Origin of the sequence: Paraburkholderia sp. BL6669N2 (assembly GCF_003387275.1) — a bacterium.
Lineage (GTDB): Bacteria > Pseudomonadota > Gammaproteobacteria > Burkholderiales > Burkholderiaceae > Paraburkholderia.
Genome location: NZ_QUNA01000002.1, coordinates 1,478,111 through 1,497,186, shown reverse-complemented (window position 1 = coordinate 1,497,186; position 19,076 = coordinate 1,478,111). Strand labels below are relative to the sequence as shown.

Sequence of the window (19,076 nt, the reverse complement as noted above, 5' to 3'; positions counted from 1 at the left end):
CTGTTAGTCCATTTGAGTCAAATCGGCCTTAGGAACAGGCCGACTGTTAGCGCTCCTCCGATGAAAACAACTATAACGCGGAGCGCCTTTTCGTTCACTCGATGAAGCGCCCACGAGCCCAGTAAGCCCCCAACGGTTGCGCTCGAGCCCAGAGCGAGCGCCTCGTGCCAATGAAGTTGTGGAGAAGTCAAAAATAGCACCACTGCCGACGCATTCATGACGCCTGCAAGCGCATTTTTTGCCGCGCTAGCATTTCGGACTGACAAACCGGCCATCGTCAATGTGGCCATCATCAGAAAGCCGATGCCGCCACCAAAATATCCGCCATAAACAGCTATCACGAACAGCTATCACGAACAGACCAATGGTGGCTTTGATGGGTCCGAGATGTTTGGCAGATCCGCCTGACGTCTTGAGAAAGCTGCCCCATGAAAAGACTGCCGTGGCGAACAGAACGAGCCAAGGCACCATGCGCGCAAATATTGCGCTAGGCGTTTGAAGCAGCAGTAAGCCGCCGAGGGCACCTCCGAGAACACTGACTGCAAACAAGGTCTTGAAAGAAAGTCGATCCGCACCTGTTACCAGGCGACGACCAGCTAGTCCCGAGGCTACCTGCCCCGGAAATAACGCTACAGTGGAAGTGATGTTGGCGGCAATCGGACTCATCCCAGAGAGGATTAGCGCTGGCAAGGCGACGAACGTGCCGCCGCCGGCCAGTGCGTTCTGCAGGCCGGCCCAAAGGCCCGCCAACAGAATGAATTTGGTCTGCATGAGGCCTCCAAGCGGGTCAGGCAATTGGCGTAGTTTGCGAAATCTCGGTGCATTCGCGCAGCACTACCGCATGAAGATGCAGACGTTCGAAGCACTAATCTCGGTTCGATAGGTTACCCAGCCAAGGCCGCTTGGGAAACCTAACCGCTTGCTGAGTTGCGCTAGGTATAGCTCTACTTTCTGTCGATGACCCGGCCGACTTCGAGCCAGGATCATGCACAAGTGCCATTGGAATGCGTGCGAGGCAAATAGTAGTTCGCTTCTATGTGCCTGTGCTTTTGACCGGATCCGCATCGCAGCTATGAATTCGCGTTGATAAGCGCGCGGAGCCAGCAATCACGTATGAAGACAAGCCAACAGACATCCATTTATGCCGTACTTTAATGGAAGCTTGCGCCATGAGGCGCGGTCGGTCTTGTTGCATAGCACGATAAATATCAGAATGGCACGCCGTTCGACCTTGGAAGGATCGCTTGCCCTGTCGATGTGTTCCGACGAATAATTCCGGTGCCTGCCGAGCAACGGCGTTCAGTCCGCAAGACTTATACTAAACGAGATGGGATTTCGCATCGTGTTTGCCACCGGGGAATAGAAATTGGCGTGACGTACGATTTCATCAAGCTCCGCTCTAGACGCATCGCCTTCGATCAACACTTTGACTCGGATATCTTGGAAGCCCATTTGCGCTGGTTGCATCTCGGCGCCGCCTGCTCCCCATGCTGCGGGGTTACCAATGTCAGCTTCGATTAATACTTCAAGCTTTGAAAGCTTGATTTTCTTCCAGGCTGCAACTGCCGAAATACCCACCGCGAGGCAACCGCCTAGTCCTGACAGCGCGACTTCTCCCGGCGCAGGTGCGGTATCTTCGCCAAACAGGTGTAGGGGTTCGTCGACGACAACGGGCTCGTGGGTACCCACATAGGTAAGCGTTCTGAATTGGCCCTGCGCAACAGTTCGAACGTTATTCTTACCCCGGATTTCAGGGTTGGAGCGGCCCTTTTCGGCAAACTTCGTAAGACCATGCCAATCGATAGGCGCTAGGTAGGCTGGGGGTGTCTGAGTGGTATTTGAGGTCATTAAAATTCTCCTTGCGGTTTGGAGGCTGAATCGTTGGTCCTGAACAATGTGTCGGTTCTAGCCCTACATTGGATGTGTGACCCTGCCCAAATATTAGTGGGCGAATCTCATGGAACCCATGCTCGCGCGACTCGATTGCTTGCTCAATCGGCTCATTCGGATACGAATCATCTTGACGGGGGATCGGTGACACACTCTTAAACCGAACGTGCGCTGGGCTTGCAAAAAGTCGCTCCCGCCGTCCGCAGACTGCCGACGCGCTTCCCGCATGACAAGGGAGCTTACTGTTGGTGGATCGAGCCGCTAAACCACGATTTTGCAGCCACGAAGCAAAGTGGGTCTGCGAATGCCAAACAGCCAAGATTTTTCTAAGTCCGTTGTCGTCCGTATAAGACGTGTTCTGCGCGAGATGTATGCGTTGACTCTGTCTGCTCGTTGCTGATCCATTTGCAGAGGGAATTGCTGCAGCGACGTTCTCGCATCGTCAGCAGTGTTTTCTTGTTGGGACCTATTCCCAGCGATGGCCTGTCGATGAGACATTAAGTCACGTGTGCAGGCCGACAGTCTGCTATCGGCGATAGACGCCGGAGAAACCTCTTTCAAGGATTGGTCATGAATCCGATTCCAGAAACAAACCAGCCGGTCAGTCAAGGGCGAAGCCTGGTCCAGATTGCGATGGCCCGATCCACACCCGATGCAGGAGCGCTCGGCACTCGCACTATTTTGTTGTTTGCGGTCACCGCTGGCGTGATGATGGCGAACCTTTACTATGTTCAGCCGCTACTGGCGACAGTAGCCACCGCATTCGGCCACGCCACGACGACAGCCGGATATCTCGTTACCTTCACGCAAGCGGGATATGCGGTAGGCGTGCTTCTCATTGTGCCGGTCGGCGATGTTCTTGATCGCAGAAAAATGCTCTCTTTCATGCTGATCGTCAACGCGGGGGCGCTAGCCGTGGCGGCTCTGAGCCAGAACTTCGCAACGTTTTCAGCAGCAAGCTTGCTGATAGGAATCACATCTAGCGCGGTGATGGTGGTGATTTCTTATGTGGCGGTACGGGCGCCTGATTCGGAGCGCGGTCGGCGAGTGGGACAGGTAATGACTGGGCTCATCCTCGGGATACTGCTTGCACGTACAGTCTCTGGACTCGTCGGGCATTTCTTCGGCTGGAGGTCGATGTACGTGATAGCGGCAGGCGTGGTGATCGGATTGCTCTTCGCGTTACGCGCCGTGATGGTCGGGGAGCAAGCGCGAGGACGACTGCACTATAGGCGCTGCTATTGTCCATCGTCGAGCTCGTGAAAGCTGAGCCGCAGCTTCGCTTACGTTCGCTTTATTCGATGCTCGGGCTTGGGACGTTCAGCATTCTATGGACCGGGTCGACCTTCCTGCTTAGCGGAGCGCCGTATCACTATTCGGAAGCGACGATCGGATTGTTTGGGTTGGCAGGTGCCGCCGGCGCAGCATCCGCAAACCTGGCTGGGCGGCTCGGCGATCGTGGTCACGCCGGGCGGATGACGGTGATTCTTGCGGTCATCCTTCTGTTGTCGTGGGGAATGCTCGCCTTGGGTCAGAGGTCCGTCGGCTGGATCATCGTGGGTGCGTTTCTACTCGATGTCGGAATGCAGGGCCTGCAGGTTACTCATCAAACGATCATCTTCAAAATCGCGCCTCATGCTCGCTCCCGCGTGACAGCAGTATTCACTACATCCGCGTTCTTCGGGGCGTCGATGGGATCGGCGATTGCGACTAAAAGTTTTGCGCTCGGGGGCTGGATGGGGTTGTCGATAGCGGGAGCGACGCTTCCGGCCATTCTGCTGCTGGCTTGGGGTATCGATCGGCTCCGTCGCAAGTAGAAGGCGGGAGTTATTGCACCTTTGGGTGGCGCCTGCCCTATGGGATCACGGACCAGCTGGACCGGGCGTCAAGCAGTTCGGTTTTGCGAGTTCAAAAGCTGGTAGTTCTCGCTGTATAGACTGCGGTTCTTTGGGCGCGCCGAGAACAATAAACGCGGCTCAGGTGACCATATCGAAGAAAACCTCGTTTCTGATGCCTGTCTCAAACAAATGCGCTGCTGCGAATTGCGGACTGAGAATCGGATTCAGCGAGATGGACTGACGGGAGCGGGACTTGCCAAGGTCATTACACGACGCTGGCTCTGATGGACGCCGAACACCGGCGTCGAAGTACCGGACCGGCTCCCGACCGCGTTCCCCGGACGACACTCTATAGAAGTGCCGGCGGATCGCCTCATGCGGGTTAACGGAAATTTGCGGAATGCCATAAACGCATGGGCGTCCAAGCCGGTTTCCAAATGCACACATCGCCTTCGCTGCTCGAAACGTACCGCTTGCTTCGCGTCCGGTGCATGCCAAGCATGTCCGCTGCTCTGCAGCAGCCTCGTTCCGTCGATCAAACCGCTCGTTTTTGCGCTTGCTTTCGCGAGCTGCGGCCCTAAGGGTGCCAGAAGGTAGCCGAAGTAGGGGGCCGCGCTGCAGCGCCGAGCCTGCGTGCCGCAAGAGCGCACTTACGTAGAGGTCTGTGCACGGTACTTCATATTTCCCTGGATGGAGGACCGCTGATCGGGCCGCCGTACCTATGCCGACCCTTAGCCGCGAATTGACGGAAGTTGAAGGCTCGATATTTAAGTACCCGTATTCCTCTTGAGGCGATTGAGTCTTTTGTTGCTTCGATCCGGCGTTCACCCCTTCGCCAGAGCCTTCCTAAGTAGGTCTTTGGTCGCGTAGGCCAGCACACTGGAGCGCGTCGCTTTCTTTCGGGACATCAGTGATGAACAGCATTCGCGGGACGATACCAGTTTCTTTTTTTGGAATCGCGGTGGGCACCCTGGCTTTCGCCAATTTATGGCGTGTTGCTATCGGGATGTGGGATCTGCCGCCCAGCATAGGCCTGGCGATGAGCGTCGCGGCGCTTGTCGTGTGGTTGGTCATTATGGTTGCGTACGGTCACAGGTGGCTGTCGCACACAGCCGACGCGCGCCAAGAGTTGCAGCACCCGTTGCGCCGAGTTTTGTTGCCAGCACTGCAGCAGCCACATTTGGCTTCCATCAACTGGGCGAACTGTTCTTCGGCGCCGGCCTGCTGTCATGGCTTGCACTTGAATCGCTGATACTGCACCGTGCGGCCGTGCACGGGGCTTTGCCTCCGGCATTGCGCCCCTTGCTTGGCGTACAGTTCGCGCCGCCGGTGGTCGCTGGCGTGGCATACATGAGCCTGACAACGGGTGCGCCGGACATCTTCGCGATGTTTCTGCTGGGTTACGGTCTCTACCAAGCCCTACTACTGTTCCGCCTTTTGCCGTGGATTCGCAAGCAGGCGTTCGTGCCGTGCTATTGGGCGTTTAGCTTCGGTGTGACTGCTTTGCCTACGATGGCGATCCGCATGCTTGAACGTGGGGCAGCCGGTCCGCTTGAATCGGCTGTGCCGGTCGCGTTCATCGTGGCCAATCTGATCATTGGTGTGCTGGTAATCAAGACGGTTGAGTTAGTTCTGAGAGGAAGCCTGCTTCCCCCCGCTGCAGTGGCCGTAGATGCTACTCGCGCCCCGGCCGCCTCGCGCATCGAGCGCGGTAGCTAAGATGAGAATGTCGCTGACAAACCGGAACATTCGAACTGGCGGCATTGCAGCGCGCCTAGCCTTAGCGTAGGCCGGAGAATTCAGCGCTTCGCCAAGGCCGAAACCTCTAACGCAATGCGCCATGGACACTGATAAAGTCGAGGGGACCGCATCACCGGCAGGCATCAGTCGCCGTACAACGCGCGCACGGCACGTCAGGTGTAACGTCGCAACCGGCAATCGCTCTGTGTGCAAGACCTTCGGGGCATTGACGCCGTCAGACGATGCGGCGAATGCTTCGGTTCATGTACTGACGGCGGTAGTACGCTTACGCAAATTGGCGGCATTGCTTTCCCCGGGGCTGGTAGGCCCCGTTGCCGATAACCGCCTAGCAGTCTGTAGACTCAGATCTGTGATGAACCGCCGTCGACGAACAATTCGCTACCGGTGACGAAGCTGCTATCGTCGGAGGCGAGGAAGAGCGCCGCGCTCGCTGTCTCGGACGGATCACCAAGGCGTCCGAGCGGCGTGGTGGATTCGACGTGACTGACCATCCCTTTGTGTACCTCTTCGGTGGGCGAAAGGTTATGCCAGCCGGGAGTCGAGGTTGCGCCCGGCACGAGGACGTTTACGCGGATTCGTCGCGGTGCAAGGTCGAGAATCCATCCGCGCGCGAAGTTGCGGATTGCTGCCTTGCTTGCGCAATAGACGCTGAATGCCGGGATCCCGGTTGTTGCGCCGGTCGAGCCAGTTAGAATGATCGAGGCACCGTCCTTTAGCAGCGGCAGTGCCTTTTGCACCGTGAAAAGCGTGCCTTTGACATTAGTGGAGAATGTCCGGTCGAAGTGTTCCTCGGTGATCTCGCCGAGAGCTGCAAATTCGCCGCCTCCAGCGTTGGCAAATAGAACGTCGATTGTCCCTGCTTGCTCCTTTACAGTCATGAACAGTCGATCCAGATCGGCGAGATTCGACACGTCCCCTTGGATGCCGACAGCACCTTCGCCTACTTCTGCAACAGCTGCATCAAGCTCCTGCTGACGCCGTCCGGTCATAAACACGCGCGCGCCTTCCTGCGCGAAGCGCTTCGCCGTGGCAAGGCCGATTCCGCTGTTCGCGCCGGTAACAACCGCGACCTTTCCTGTGAGCTTACCCATCTGAAGTACCTCCTGGTGAAATTCAGCGACGATTATGGATGTGTGCTTTCTGTTGAGATAGTACCTACCTAAAAGCAAGTGCTGGAGCGTCTATGGAAAATCGATCACCAAGCTGCGGGCTTGATGTCGCCTTGTCGGTTGTTGGAGGGAAGTGGAAGCCCATTTTCGTGCTGCTCCATCTCAACGGAGGCCCACGCAGATTTGGAGAATTGAGGCGCCTCGTCGTGGGCATTAGCGAGAAGGTATTGATCCAGCAGGTTCGTGAGCTGGCGGAGGACGGCATCATCGTTCGATGCGATTATCGTGAGGTCCCGCCTCGAGTCGATTACCAGATGACAGAATTCGGCCGCACGTTGGCGCAGGCGCTCATGCCTCTGTGCACGTGGGGTAACGAAAATAGGCATCGGATAGAGAACTGGTCGCATACGGAAATGGCAAAGAGCACGTTGAAAAGCGACGAAGCCCCATTTGCAACTGCAGGCTAGGCGAGTACATGCGGGTGGCCGCTTAAGCCGGATCAAGTGATCGCATGATGAGTGGCGCTCGCCCTTGATGTGTTCTGGAGCCAAGCCATAAGCCGGACGAGCAACGCACCGTCTGCCGGCACTCCGGCTCTCACTGCAGCGAAGATTCCGCCCGTAGATTTTCGATGGCAAGGTCTAGGAACGCCCGTACCTTCTGATTCGCATGTCGGCCCTCGCGGTGGACTACATGGACAGGCAGCGCTGGCGGTTCGTATTCGGCAAGCACAATCTTCAATCGGCCTTCCATTAGTTCGCGCGCTATCTGATACGACAGTAACCTGACAATCCCGAGCCCTTCAGTCGCGGCTACGATAGCGGAATCATTGGTGTTGGTTGTCAGGCGCGGTTGGATGTGAACTGCAAGCTGACGACCCTCGCCATTGAACCGCCATTCAGGTGAAGACGACACACCACTCGCCTGGATAGTCGAGTGACGGGCCAGATCGTCTGGATGGCTTGGCACGCCGCGCCGATTTAGGTAAGCAGGGGCAGCACACACCACTCGTCTTACCTTGCCGACGGTAATCGCTTGCAACGATGAACTTGCGAGCTCTCCGATTCGAATTGCAACATCTGCGCCTTCGTCAACCAAATTTACGATGCGGTCCAGGAACCAGCAATGTACGTTGACATCCTGATAGTGCAACAAGTAGTCGAGTACCAGTGGTGCGACAAATATTTTCCCAAACAGAACAGGAGCAGTCACTACCAGTTGGCCTCGAGGTGCGCCATGTGTACCGGTGGCGGCGAGTTCCGCCGTTTCAATCTCGCTCAGAATTCGGCGGCAGTCTTCGAAGTAGGCGGCACCGGCTTCGGTCAGACGTATGACCCGCGTCGTGCGGGTCAATAACCTCACACCAAGTCGGTCCTCAAGTTCCGTCACCAGGCGACTTACTACCGACGTTGAAGCGTCGAGCTTGCGCGCTGCCGACGCGAATCCTTCGGTCTCGACAACGTTCACAAACATCACCATTGCTTGAAGTCGATCCATATCTGTCCGGACGATTAAAGCGGAATTACTCGAAGCGTTAGATCGTATCTAGCCCCGTCGCTGGATGGAGCGTCGGGATAGACTTTCACCCGTCGAAGTGTCGCCAGTCGAAAATCCAATGCAACATTTCTCAAGTGGATTTCTATCTAAATCGTTATCCTGTCGGAGCTACGATAAGATGACACTCCTTTGAAATCGTTTCGGTAAAGTAATGAGCCGGCGGTGATCGGTGTTCGGTCACCCCCGGTGACATGCCGTCCGCGTCGCAAATTTGGTTCGTGCGCATCGCGGGACGTTCGGCATCAGGAGGCAACACGCACCAGGTGCCGTCGCCTTGGCGGAAGAGATAAATTGCAAACGCGCCTGTTGATATCGACGCCTCAATGCATACAGAAGGTGCATGATTCGAGCCTGCGCGACTTCCGCGTGTTATCCGAGCCGACATTGCATGAGCCATCGCAAGCCACTTTTCCACTGTGAAGCGTAGCGGTCCTTCGGTCTTTGCCATCACTTTCTCCTTCAACCGCATTTCTGCCGGGGCAGCGGGCTCGCGCCCACTCCTATATCAGGCGGGAGTTGCCGGAAAGGTGCGGTCTCTTCGCACGATCCTCGAGCCATTCTCGAGGCAACTTATCCGGCCTTCTCAGGGAGAGATTTTGCATACGAACTCCCTTCGGCACTAAAATAGGTGTGCACCGGTTTCTCCGATAAAGTTGCGCGATAGATTCCATCGGTACGTCTGTGCCGACCGATGGTTACGCGTACAACGTACCTGCACGTTTAGCTTCAGCTAAAGGAACGCAAGTCTCGCGGATTTGGCAGATATCGTGAGGCATACTTTGACACAACGCTAATGGCTCGGTGTTCATATATGCACGATTGGGCTAGCCTTCGCACGATGCCATAGAAATTCGTCGCGACAAGTCCGGAATTCGATCTAAACGAACGCCTGGTGCGCCGCTTGATCATGGCACCACGCCGAATCGGGATTCCAGTCCAGTCGTGCCTGCCGGTAGCCGATGCCGCCGTGCGCAGTCGCAACGAAACGTGCAAATTGAACAACGCACTCGGCAGCCGCGACTATACTCTTTCCAACACCGATTTTGATCGGATAGTTCAGCCGATTTGGCAAATCGACGTTGTTATTTTCCAAAGTCGGCCTTAATCCTTGGGCTTGCCTCTATATATAACCGTTTCTCAGTGCGTGCCTAGATGCCGCACCTGTCGTTGAAGTCAAACCGCGTTTCACGAGAGCCGTCCGCATGAACAGTGATTCGCGGCAAGAGGCTTTCCTATCCTGAAAAGCTGTCACGTGCAAACTGTCGCGAGACATTATGGGTTTCGCTCTGGAGCAAGGCCATGAACGGCATCCACGATATTGGCGGTAGGCACGGTCTCGGCCCCGTTATTCCCGAAGCTAATGAACCGCCTTTTCACGTAGCGTGGGAAGGGCGAATGCACGGGATAGCAGTTGCCTGCCAGATAAGTGGTATCAACAATTCTCCGGAGCATCGTTCGGCAGTCGAGCAGTTACCGTATGTCACCTACCTTCGCAACAGTTACTATGAGAACTGGGTGTGCGCCTTCGAAGAATTGCTTGTGCGCAAAGGCATCGTCACTTCGGCTGAGTTGCATCGCAGGGCGGGCGAGCAGAGCGCCATCGTGATGCAAGATCATCCACATGAGCCAACTAATCTGAGCGAATATGCATCGAAACTGAAATCTGTTCTTTACCAAGGCGCTCCGCAAGATCGCCCCATTAGCCGACGGCCTAAGTTCAAGCCGGGGGACCCGGTAAAAACACTAAATCTCAATTCGCGCGGACACAGTCGTCTGCCGGGTTACGTGCGCGATAAGACGGGAGTCGTCGAACTCTATCATGGCGCGCATTGTCATTCCGAAGCTCAAGCGGAAGGGCGCGGCGAGATTCCTGAGCACTTATATGCGGTGCGTTTCAATGCATGCAGTTTATGGGGGCCGGGGGGCGAAGCCGGAGAAACCACAGTGTGTGTGGATTTGTTCGAGGACTACCTCTTGGCGGTCTGACCTGAAACCTCTCGGTGTCCAGAGACAACTACGGAACACAAATTCGGTAGAGGCACTGCGCATTTCTTTACGACGGAGGCACTCGATGATGGACGAAGGAACGAGCGACAGCGCTGATGCCCACAAGCAGCACGCCCATGCCTGGAATCCCCCGCTGGAGATAGAGGCGCGAGTTAGGGCACTGGAGTCCCTGCTGGTTGAAAAAGGGCTGACCACCCACGACGCGATAGACACATTGATCGCGGCATTCGAGAACGACCTCGGTCCGATGCATGGTGCGAGGGTCGTTGCAAAGGCGTGGTCGGATCCCGCATATCGCGCACGGCTCGCAGTCGATGCGACCGCCGCAATCGAGGAGATGGGGTATCGTGGCCTTCAGACCGAACACGTTGCGGCACTGTTCAATACCAAGACCGATCACCATATGTGGGTCTGCACCCTGTGCTCCTGCTATCCATGGACGCTCCTTGGCATTCCTCCCGCGTGGTTCAAGTCCCCGGCTTATCGTGCGAAAGTCGTGTCACATCCGCGTGAAGTCTTGAAGGATTTTGGCCTGACACTCGATCCAGCCGTGAAAATTCACGTTTGGGATACGAGTGCTGAACAGCGGTACATTGTGATACCTGAGCGACCGGCGGGTACTGAGGCCATGTCCGAGGAAGAGTTGGCGAAACTGGTCACACGTGATTCGATGATCGGTACAGGTTTTCCCCTTGATCCTCAGCAACCGGGAACTTAGTCATGTCGGAATTTCGTATAGCCATCCCCCCCATGGACGGCGAACTCTCGTATCCTCGCAAGAACGGCGAACCGACCTTTGCCGCGCCTTGGCAAAGCCGTGCTTTCGGGATGGTCGTTGACCTTCATGTACGTGGCGTATTTCCTTGGGATGAGTTCAAACAGCGGTTGATCGCTGAGATTGCTGCGGCATCAGTCAAGTATGGAACTGCGGACGAGTCCGGGTACTACAATCAGTGGGTGGACGCATCCTTTCGACTGCTTGTGGAGAGAGGAATCTTGACCGCACAGGAAATCGGCCGACGGATTGAGGACTTTCGAACGGGCGTCCGGGAGGACGTGTTCTGAGCATGCTGGATCGGTCTGGGCAGCTTGAGCATACTAGCAGCGTAGGGGATGTCTTACGCCTCTCATTCTGGGCAATCTCTAACCTCGGACGTCATGAGCAAGCCAGCCGTTCGCCCTTCACCGGGCTGGGACCTTGACCGCTCGCCGTTCGATCATGGTGAAATTGGAACGCTTTGGTGTTCGCGAAAAGATCGAAGCGCACGGGAGGCGTGCTGTCCGCCGATACCTGACACCTAACACCTGAACGTCGAGTTTTTTCCCGATGTGGCCGCATGTTTTCATTGCCTCGGTCGATGTCCAAGGCCAGCCCCACGCATCAATGCCGGTGGGCGAACCGGTTTCGTCAGCCTAACGGGTGAGGTGACCATTATCAGTGCGAGCGCGCCCTTTGTATGGCGACCCGCTGAGCCAACGCTCTTCCCGGGTGCTGATCGCACTGTTCGGCGCATGATTTGGGAATGACATTCTCTATGCGGCAGACCGCCTAGCCGCCTCGTCGGCCTGGTGCCTCATTGGGTAACAGTCACTTCGCCTGTCCATATTGGACCGCCTCCGACGGGTAAAGCCCGGCGCGGGCAGATGCTAGGGGGCTGCCAACGAGCAACAAGTCGCATTTTTGAAGCGACGACTAACCCTTCGTCTGAATGCAACGAAGCTGATGCATCATGCTAGCAATTTCTTTGTGAGGCGCCATGTGGCCTGGCTTGAAGTCTGATCTAAATCGCAGCGGCGAAATTCTCTCGACTACTCAGGACTATGCAGCCTCAATTCTTGAGGCAGTTAGCGACAGGCCAGTCTCAGCGGAGCCGCACCCACCGGAGCCGGTACGTTTGCAAGAGGTCGGGCACGGTTTCGAGGTGGCGCTTGCCGACTTCCAGACGCGGTGGGCACCCGGCTTCTCCGGCAGCGCCGGGCCACGATATCTTGGCTTTGTGACGGGGGGAGCCACTCTCGCATCGATTGCCGGCGATTGGTTGACCAGCGTCTTCGACCAAAATCCGACATCAGCACTGGACTCGACAGCGCCTTATCTGGAGCGTGAGACTATTGGCTGGCTGCGCGAGATGTTCGGGATCTCGGACGCTCATACTGGGTGCTTTGTGACCGGCGCGACGATGTCCAACATGGTCGGGCTCGCAATCGGACGCGAGTGGCTCGGTGAGCAGATGGGCGTATCCGTCAGTGAGGACGGGATAGCAGCCCTCGGGGCCGTGAATGTCCTGTCCGGGGCCGCGCACTCGAGCGTGTATAAGGCTTTATCCATACTTGGGTTCGGTCGGCAAGCGATGAAGCGTATCGCGCTTTTGCCAGCGCGCGAGGCGGTCGATGTCTTTGCCCTTGAAGAGCAACTTCGGGCTTTAAAGGGGGCGCCGGCGATAGTTGTGGCAAACGCTGGGACAGTCAATACCGTTGACTTTGACGATCTTCCAGCCACCGTTGAGTTGCGAACCCGTTACAAGTTCTGGTTGCACGTCGACGCTGCTTTTGGCGGTTTTGCCGCGTTGACTGAAGAGCACGCAGGTCTGGTCAATCTGCTCGACCAGGCAGACTCGATATGTATTGATTGCCACAAGTGGCTAAATGTCCCATATGACAGCGCAATACAATTCACGAGACGACGGGATCTTCAAGTCCGTGTCTTCCAGAACTATGCCACGTACTTGGGAGTGCCACAGGGCGTTCCGGATTTTGTTCATCTAACACCGGAAAATTCCCGGCGTCTGCGCGCGCTCGCTTGCTGGTTTTCGCTTGCGGCATACGGAAAGGAGGGGCAACGGGACATCGTGCAGCGCAACGTTGACGCCGCACGTCGGCTGGGCGAGCACATAAAAAGCGATGCCCGATTGTCGTTGCTGGATCCCGTTCGCATGAACGTAGTGTGCTTCACGCTGGCCAATGAGCCCTCCGAGGAACGCGTTCAGGCGCTGGTTCGCGAACTACGTGATCGTGGAGAGGTTTTTCTCACGCCAACAACCTTGCACGGCACATGGGCGCTGCGGGCCGCATTTAGCAACTGGCGCACTGAGCTCGGCGAAGCCGACAGGATTTTTGCCGCAATCATTGCGGCGCTGTGAGACAATCCTGCCTTAAGAGGTAACGTTATGAACTTGTTGAAGATGACGCGAATTGTGCTGTGGAGTTTTCTGGGCATTCGTCGTGGCGCTTCGCATCAAGCCGATATGGTCGGTGTAAAGTTACCGCTTTTGCCGTTCGTTGCCGTAGGCTTGGCCACCGGGTTCGGAGTGATCCTCTTTGGCTTGGTGAAGCTTGCGATCAACGTGGCGCATTGACAGGTCAGCGGCGTTCGCAAGAAGCCTGTCAACAGCCATGAGAGCATGGGGAATCTTCATCAGTGGCGCAAGCGGAGTAGCGAGCACAGGGTTTTAACGGCATCATCGGTCCCATCGCCCCACGGATGAGCGAAATTTAACCGAATGTGATCCCGGAACGGTTGCCGCGCGGAAAAGATGGGGCCCGGTGCAATGCTGATACCGTTTTTTATAGCGATTCCGTGCAATTGCATCGCGTCAGCATTCGGGGGCAGCCGGACCCAGAGGAAATACCCACCGGACGGCCGCGTCCAGTGCGAATTATCAGGCATCCAGTTGTGAAGCGCGGCGTCCATTGTTTCGAGCTGATCTCGTAATGAGCCTCGCAGTTTCCGAAGATGCTTGTCGTAGCCACCGTGTTGCAGATAGTCCGCGATGCCAGCCTGTGCTGGAATGCTGGCCGATAAGGTGGTCATTAACTTCAGGCGTACACATGTCCTCAATGAGCGGCGCGTCGTGCCGGGCAAGAAGATCGACCAGCGCTTTCTTGTTTCCGTGCGACATCGTGGTACCTGTCGGATTTTGAAAGTTGGTCATGAACCAGCAGGCCCGGATACGGTGCTTCTCGAAGGCGTTGGCCAAGGCCTCCAAATCAAGACCCGAAGCAGGGTCGACTGGAATTTCCACCGCCCGGAGGTCGAGGCGTTCGATGGCTTGGATGGCTGCATAGAATCCGGGCGACTCAATCGCTACCACGTCTCCTGGTCGCGTCACTGCCGTCAGACATAGATTGAGTGCCTCCAGCGCACCATTCGTGACTACGATCTCTTCCATCGACTGAGCGATGCCCACATCCATATACCGCAATGAAATCTCGTGGCGTAGTTGCTCGTTGCCCGGCGGAAGGTCGACGACAGTGCTCCACGGGCTAATTAAACGACTGGAGCGCGCTCGCGACTTTGCAAGGCGCTGAAGGGGGAAAAGCTTCGGAGAGGGAAACGCAGAGCCGAGCGGAACAACGTTGGGATGCTTCGCTGCCTCAAGCACCGAGAAGACAAGGTCGCTGATTGCTACCTTGCCAGACGCCAGAGCAGGGGTGGCATTGGGGGCCTGTGGCCGTTTAAGCTCTGCGCCTGGCGCTACATAGTATCCGGAGCGCTCGCGTGCTCGAATCAGCCCCCACTCTTCAAGAAGATAGTAGGCGCGAAACACCGTTGACTGACTCACGCCGTGCTGCGTTGTGATCTGTCGCAAAGAGGGCATCCGAGAACCAACCAGACGTCTGGCGGAGCGGATCTCTTCGGCCATAGCTTGCCAGCAATTCGTAGCGTTTCATTGTAGCGGCCCGGTTCGCCCGAGTCTTCCCGGTGAGCTTGTGCAGAGGGTCTGTTTTGGAGAACAGGCCTATCGAGAAGGCGACGTTGCCTCGAACGCGACTACAGGCGAGTCACCGTGAGATACAGCATACTGCGCGTCAGACTGAACGGCTCGCTGGGCCGACGCCCGGCAGCCGGCATGTCCACGTTTTTTTTAGGCAAACGATTTGTTGACAGTTCGATTGTTGACTCGTATCGCTGGTGCAGCCTTACGCCAGCGCTTCGGCCGGGCTGATCGTTCGATGTCGATCGTGTTCGATGTGTCGAGAGCGGCCGGTTTGTGGCGAAGCAAGAACGATAACGTAGTTGAGACGGGAAACTATCGTCAGGCTTCCGTTGTTGTTTCACAATCCCCAAGTGATGCACCCCGTGCGGTTCAACACTTTCTCGAATGCGTGCAAGCCGTTGTGCAGATCAGCCATCAATTCGTCGACGTCTTCGAGCCCGATTGATAAGCGGACGACCGGTTGGTCGGTAAAGGCGAACAAGCGTTCGGCCTGAAGTGCAGCAGGGTAAAACGCCGCGAGGCTGTCGACTCCGCCAGAACTGGCGCCAATCGAAAAAACCCGAAGTGCGTCAAAGAACGCGGCATACGCCTCGTCTGGCGCCGGGGTCAAAATGACTGAAAAGAGGCACCCAGTGCCGCTGAAGTCACGCTTCCAGATATCGTGACCTGCGTCTGAGGGGAGCGCCGGCAGAAGGACCGTTTGCACCAGAGGATGTAGTTCTAGCTGCTCCGCAATGTTGATTGTAGTCGCACCTTGAGCAGCAAATCTCACTTTCAGGGTTTTGAGGCCACGAAGCACTAGGAAGCAGTCGTCCGGACTGGTTTGCTGACCGAAAACGCTTTGTGTCTCGCGCAAGACCTCGTAGTAGCTGTAGTCATTCATGCTGATGGCGCCAAGCAACAAGTCTGAGTGCCCCCCTAATACCTTCGTTGCCGCCTCGATGCTCAGGTCGACGCCATGTTGGAGCGGCTTAAATGCTAACGGGCTTGCCCAGGTGTTATCCATCATCGTCATAACCCCATGGCGCCTAGCCACTGCTGTTATGGCTGGGACATCCTGCATTTCCATCGTGATGGTTCCTGGCGACTCCAGGCAGATCATTTTCGTATTAGGTCTGAGATACGTTTCGATCTCCGCTCCCATAGTGGGCGGGTAGTATTCAACGTGGACGCCAAAGTTAATGAGCCACTTTTCGGCCAAAATCTTCATCGGCGTATAGCAGGCAGCAGAGATCAGAAGGTGGTCGCCAGCGCGCACAAAGCCCATGAGAGATGTGAGTAACGCGGACTGCCCGGATGGCGTAACGACGCAATGCGCTGCGCCTTCCAGTGCGGCTATCTGCCTCTCCAGTTCGCGGGCTGTCGGCGTTCCTGTCACGCCGTAGCTGTAACCATCCGGTTGGCGCTCCTTGCGGCGTGCAAATTCGTCGAGCGAATCAAATACGACGGTCGAAGCGCGCCAAACTGCGGGCGACAAGCTGCGAAAGGGTTGCTGCTTGGGAGGTACCATGGTTTAACTTCTCGGAAGAGACTTCGAGCCGAATTTCATGCCAAAGTATACTCGGTCGTCGCGCGGCAGCAGCGGCATAAACAATTAGGTCAATAAGTAGAGCTTATATGGGAATACGAGACATAGAGGTGTTTAGAGCAGTCATGACGGCGGGCACTACAAGCAAGGCCGCCGGTCTGCTTGGAATTTCCCAGCCCGCTGTAAGCCAATCGATTAGAAAACTGGAGGCGAGCGCCGATCTTCGTCTCTTCGAACGGGTTCGAGGGCGACTCGTCCCTACCCGGGAAGCGGTCGCGCTGATGAGCGAGGTTGACCGATATTTTGTCGGCATTGAGGCGATCGAGCACCGTATTCGAGGACTGAAGTCTTACGGTGTAGGCAATCTCGCGGTAGCTGTGATGCCTGCCCTGGGAACAGGCTTCCTGCCGCGCGTCATCGGCGCATTCAATGGCGCGGAAAAGGGGCTACAGATATCCCTGCAAATAATGAGCTCCCGCGAAGTTCACGAGAAGGTATCTGCGGGTTTGGTCGACTTTGGCCTGATGTCGGACGAACTTTCCATGGCGGGCCTCGAGCATTTTTCGTTCGCAAAGCTGCCCGGTGTCGCCGTCATGCATGCGAAGCACCCACTTGCTCGAAAGTCGATCATCGAACCAACGGACCTCAGTCAAGTGCCGTTTATCGCTCTGAATCCGGAAGATAGCGCAAGGCGGCGCCTCGAAGCGTTGTTGGCCACGTCGGACGTGAGGCTTAAGACGGTAGTGGAAACGCCGTACGCTCATACAGTTTGCGAGCTTGCGCTTAACGGCGTCGGCATAGGAATTGTAAATCCGATCGTGGCGATTGACTTCATCGGGCGAGGACTAGTCATCAAGCCGCTTGCGGTGCACGCGATCTTTTCGAGCGTGGTCATTTTCCGACCAGGCGTGCCTCAGTCCGAGAGTACAAAGCAATTTCTTCGACAGATGCGAGTGCAGTTGCTCGAAGATCAGGCCGTGCTGGATGACGCCTTAGAGGAGGGGGGTGCCACCCCGACCTCCGCCAAACGTATTAGCGCGAAAAGCAGCGCACATAGAAGACAAAAATAATAACGATGTTGCCGCGTGGGCGAGCGACCTCATCACACGCGCTGTAGGGTTTTACCTAGGAGTATCGGGTAGCGCGGTTGCCTCCTCACGTACGAGGCACTCCACGGCGTCGCCTGAGCTACTTACACCGTGAGCAGCGCGCCCAATGGCTCCCGCTCGCCCCCTTGCGTGGCGGCCGTTCCCTACGGATGTGGGATTTCCGCCGAAATGTCCGAATCGCCTTGCAGCGGCGGTCGGGTCGCAGACAAATGCGACTCAGAACCTGCCGGAATCTATAAGTGCGGCTTATTGACCTAATTATTTCGAGTGTAGCCGGCCTGACCGCCGTGCGGGATACTCGCCTCGTCAAGCTTCACGAAGCGCCGTCGATTTCGCTGTTACTACTCCCAGAATTCCCGGACAGTCTTATGCCAAACGCCTCAGAGAATCGTCAGCCGTTTAAAAGTCTATCCCCGGCCATCCACCGGGCCTCAACGATTGTGTTCGACACGCTTGAGGACTTTGTCGGACGCAAGTCGCGGCAGCCGGACGGATACAGCTATGGTGTCACGGGGACACCTACACATCGGGAACTCGAATCAAGGATAGCCGCACTTGAAGGGGCGCAGCATTGCGTGGTTTTGCCCTCCGGCCAGGCAGCGCTTGCCGCATCCGTACTGACATTTTTGCGCGCTGGCGATCACCTTCTGATATCGGATGCGTCGTATGGCGGCCTCAAGGCAATCGCTCACAACTGGATGTCTAAACTTTGTATCGACGTGGAGGTGTACCCGCCGGCGATTGGGGGGGAAATCGAAGAACTGATCAAGCCTAATACGAAAATGATCTGTCTGGAATCTCCCGGTACCATCACCATGGAAACCGCTGATATTCCAGCCATTGCGGCAGCCGCAAAGCGGCATGGGGTATTGACGATGATTGACAACACTTGGGCAAGTCCCTTGGCATTCAGGCCGCTTGAACATGGTGTTGATATCAGCGTCGAGGCCGCCACCAAGTTTTTTGGAGGTCACTCGGATCTGCTGATGGGGTCGATCAGCGTCCGGGATTCCGTTCTTTACGAGCAACTGCGTGAAGCCCAAGCAACGCTGGGCCTGGCAGTAAGTGCCGACGATTGCTTCCTGGTTCTGCGTGGCATGGAAACCTTCAGACTGCGATTTGATGCGCAGAGTGCGAACGCGCTGTCTGTCGCACGTTGGCTCTCAGCGCACCCCTTGGTCGAACAAGTCTTGCTTCCCGCATTGGAGTCAGATCCAGGCCACGCGATCTGGAAACGCGATTTCGCCGGTAGTGGTTGTTTGTTCTCAGTCATTCTCAAGCCTGCCCCAGAACGAGCCTTTACCGCCTTCTTCGATGCTCTTCGAGTTTTTTCAATAGGTGCAAGTTGGGGGGGAGTGCGGGCCTTGATCGCCTACTACCCGGCAGCGCTGCAGAAGGGGCGAAAATTCTCGCCGACCGATCAGCCAGTCGTACGCATCTCGATCGGACTTGAGGATTCCCTCGCGATGATCGAAGACCTTAAGAACGGGCTAGCTGAATATGCCAAATTCTGCTGATTAATTGGAATTTGTATGATGGAGACAGCTCGTCACTCTTTG

16 protein-coding genes and 3 pseudogenes are annotated in these 19,076 nt (G+C 56.4%); 11 read left to right on the top strand and 8 right to left on the bottom strand.

The genetic code is table 11. The annotated features are described in order from the left end of the window. Positions 1–17 precede the first annotated feature (17 nt). Both B0G80_RS29255 and B0G80_RS29250 read right to left on the bottom strand, forming a co-directional pair. Positions 18–771, bottom strand: a pseudogene (locus tag B0G80_RS29255) (sulfite exporter TauE/SafE family protein). 528 nt (positions 772–1,299) lie between these two features. Then, positions 1,300–1,848 carry an OsmC family protein gene (locus B0G80_RS29250; protein WP_116121470.1) on the bottom strand — a complete coding sequence of 183 codons (549 nt, stop codon included), beginning with the start codon at positions 1,846–1,848 and terminating at the stop codon, positions 1,300–1,302. Positions 1,849–2,460: 612 nt separating this feature from the next. On the opposite strand from B0G80_RS29250, the gene B0G80_RS29245 reads away from it, so the two are divergent. The 3 genes and pseudogenes from B0G80_RS29245 (at position 2,461) to B0G80_RS29235 (ending at position 5,447) form a co-directional block, all read left to right on the top strand. Further along, complete coding sequence (locus B0G80_RS29245; RefSeq protein ID WP_116121469.1) at positions 2,461–3,153, top strand: MFS transporter; 693 nt, start codon at positions 2,461–2,463, stop codon at positions 3,151–3,153. Continuing rightward, entirely contained in the window at positions 3,132–3,707 is a 576-nt protein-coding gene (locus tag B0G80_RS29240; protein WP_116121468.1) for an MFS transporter, read from the top strand. Before B0G80_RS29245 ends, B0G80_RS29240 begins: the two co-directional genes overlap by 22 nt. Positions 3,708–4,641: 934 nt before the next feature. Further along, positions 4,642–5,447, top strand: a pseudogene (locus B0G80_RS29235) (dicarboxylate transporter/tellurite-resistance protein TehA). 383 nt (positions 5,448–5,830) lie between these two features. Here B0G80_RS29235 and B0G80_RS29230 read toward each other — a convergent pair. After that, positions 5,831–6,580, bottom strand: a complete 750-nt coding sequence (locus tag B0G80_RS29230; RefSeq protein ID WP_116121467.1) for an SDR family NAD(P)-dependent oxidoreductase — start codon at positions 6,578–6,580, stop codon at positions 5,831–5,833. 92 nt (positions 6,581–6,672) lie between these two features. Between B0G80_RS29230 and B0G80_RS29225 the strand changes: the two genes are divergently transcribed. Further along, positions 6,673–7,065 (top strand): helix-turn-helix domain-containing protein, encoded by a 393-nt coding sequence (locus B0G80_RS29225; protein WP_116121466.1) that lies wholly within the window; start codon positions 6,673–6,675, stop codon positions 7,063–7,065. Positions 7,066–7,195: 130 nt separating this feature from the next. Here B0G80_RS29225 and B0G80_RS29220 read toward each other — a convergent pair whose 3' ends face one another. The 3 genes from B0G80_RS29220 to B0G80_RS29215 all read right to left on the bottom strand — a co-directional run bounded on the left by B0G80_RS29220 (position 7,196) and on the right by B0G80_RS29215 (position 9,248). Beyond that, positions 7,196–8,095, bottom strand: coding sequence for a LysR family transcriptional regulator (locus B0G80_RS29220; RefSeq protein ID WP_116121465.1), 900 nt, complete (start codon positions 8,093–8,095; stop codon positions 7,196–7,198). A 154-nt stretch (positions 8,096–8,249) separates the two neighbouring features. Continuing rightward, the gene (locus B0G80_RS45455; RefSeq protein ID WP_147309938.1) at positions 8,250–8,603 is read right to left on the bottom strand and encodes a hypothetical protein; all 354 of its coding nucleotides are present in this window, start codon (positions 8,601–8,603) and stop codon (positions 8,250–8,252) included. Positions 8,604–9,032: 429 nt separating this feature from the next. Then, a complete protein-coding gene (locus B0G80_RS29215; RefSeq protein WP_116121464.1) occupies positions 9,033–9,248 on the bottom strand; it encodes a hypothetical protein in 216 nt (71 codons plus the stop codon). A 206-nt stretch (positions 9,249–9,454) separates the two neighbouring features. Between B0G80_RS29215 and nthB the strand changes: the two genes are divergently transcribed. The 5 genes from nthB to B0G80_RS29190 all read left to right on the top strand — a co-directional run bounded on the left by nthB (position 9,455) and on the right by B0G80_RS29190 (position 13,518). Beyond that, positions 9,455–10,141, top strand: a complete 687-nt coding sequence (gene nthB / locus B0G80_RS29210; RefSeq protein WP_116121463.1) for a nitrile hydratase subunit beta — start codon at positions 9,455–9,457, stop codon at positions 10,139–10,141. Between the two features lie 85 nt (positions 10,142–10,226). Next, positions 10,227–10,880 carry a nitrile hydratase subunit alpha gene (gene nthA, locus B0G80_RS29205; protein ID WP_116121462.1) on the top strand — a complete coding sequence of 218 codons (654 nt, stop codon included), beginning with the start codon at positions 10,227–10,229 and terminating at the stop codon, positions 10,878–10,880. A gap of 2 nt (positions 10,881–10,882) precedes the next feature. Next, the gene (locus B0G80_RS29200) at positions 10,883–11,227 is read left to right on the top strand and encodes a nitrile hydratase accessory protein (RefSeq protein WP_116121461.1); all 345 of its coding nucleotides are present in this window, start codon (positions 10,883–10,885) and stop codon (positions 11,225–11,227) included. 704 nt (positions 11,228–11,931) lie between these two features. Beyond that, positions 11,932–13,302 carry a pyridoxal-dependent decarboxylase gene (locus B0G80_RS29195; RefSeq protein WP_258879069.1) on the top strand — a complete coding sequence of 457 codons (1,371 nt, stop codon included), beginning with the start codon at positions 11,932–11,934 and terminating at the stop codon, positions 13,300–13,302. 27 nt (positions 13,303–13,329) lie between these two features. Beyond that, positions 13,330–13,518, top strand: coding sequence for a DUF2970 domain-containing protein (locus B0G80_RS29190; RefSeq protein ID WP_116121459.1), 189 nt, complete (start codon positions 13,330–13,332; stop codon positions 13,516–13,518). A 59-nt stretch (positions 13,519–13,577) separates the two neighbouring features. Here B0G80_RS29190 and B0G80_RS29185 read toward each other — a convergent pair. Next, positions 13,578–14,833, bottom strand: a pseudogene (locus B0G80_RS29185) (PLP-dependent aminotransferase family protein). Positions 14,834–15,217: 384 nt separating this feature from the next. Then, a complete protein-coding gene (gene metC / locus B0G80_RS29180) occupies positions 15,218–16,390 on the bottom strand; it encodes a cystathionine beta-lyase (RefSeq protein ID WP_116121458.1) in 1,173 nt (390 codons plus the stop codon). Between the two features lie 107 nt (positions 16,391–16,497). Between metC (B0G80_RS29180) and B0G80_RS29175 the strand changes: the two genes are divergently transcribed. Then, the gene (locus B0G80_RS29175; protein ID WP_116121457.1) at positions 16,498–17,478 is read left to right on the top strand and encodes a LysR substrate-binding domain-containing protein; all 981 of its coding nucleotides are present in this window, start codon (positions 16,498–16,500) and stop codon (positions 17,476–17,478) included. A 278-nt stretch (positions 17,479–17,756) separates the two neighbouring features. Then, positions 17,757–19,034, top strand: coding sequence for a cystathionine beta-lyase (gene metC, locus B0G80_RS29170; protein WP_309568797.1), 1,278 nt, complete (start codon positions 17,757–17,759; stop codon positions 19,032–19,034). The last annotated feature ends 42 nt before the right edge of the window (positions 19,035–19,076 follow it).

What these genes read in the sequence shown, in the direction of transcription:
- B0G80_RS29225 (WP_116121466.1), top strand. Translation starts at nt 6,673, where the DNA reads ATGGAAAATCGATCACCAAGCTGCGGGCTTGATGTCGCCTTGTCGGTT.
- B0G80_RS29220 (WP_116121465.1), bottom strand. Translation starts at nt 8,095, where the DNA reads ATGGATCGACTTCAAGCAATGGTGATGTTTGTGAACGTTGTCGAGACC.
- B0G80_RS45455 (WP_147309938.1), bottom strand. Translation starts at nt 8,603, where the DNA reads ATGGCAAAGACCGAAGGACCGCTACGCTTCACAGTGGAAAAGTGGCTT.
- B0G80_RS29245 (WP_116121469.1), top strand. Translation starts at nt 2,461, where the DNA reads ATGAATCCGATTCCAGAAACAAACCAGCCGGTCAGTCAAGGGCGAAGC.
- metC (WP_116121458.1), bottom strand. Translation starts at nt 16,390, where the DNA reads ATGGTACCTCCCAAGCAGCAACCCTTTCGCAGCTTGTCGCCCGCAGTT.
- B0G80_RS29190 (WP_116121459.1), top strand. Translation starts at nt 13,330, where the DNA reads ATGAACTTGTTGAAGATGACGCGAATTGTGCTGTGGAGTTTTCTGGGC.
- B0G80_RS29200 (WP_116121461.1), top strand. Translation starts at nt 10,883, where the DNA reads ATGTCGGAATTTCGTATAGCCATCCCCCCCATGGACGGCGAACTCTCG.
- B0G80_RS29230 (WP_116121467.1), bottom strand. Translation starts at nt 6,580, where the DNA reads ATGGGTAAGCTCACAGGAAAGGTCGCGGTTGTTACCGGCGCGAACAGC.
- B0G80_RS29175 (WP_116121457.1), top strand. Translation starts at nt 16,498, where the DNA reads ATGGGAATACGAGACATAGAGGTGTTTAGAGCAGTCATGACGGCGGGC.
- B0G80_RS29250 (WP_116121470.1), bottom strand. Translation starts at nt 1,848, where the DNA reads ATGACCTCAAATACCACTCAGACACCCCCAGCCTACCTAGCGCCTATC.
- nthB (WP_116121463.1), top strand. Translation starts at nt 9,455, where the DNA reads ATGAACGGCATCCACGATATTGGCGGTAGGCACGGTCTCGGCCCCGTT.
- nthA (WP_116121462.1), top strand. Translation starts at nt 10,227, where the DNA reads ATGATGGACGAAGGAACGAGCGACAGCGCTGATGCCCACAAGCAGCAC.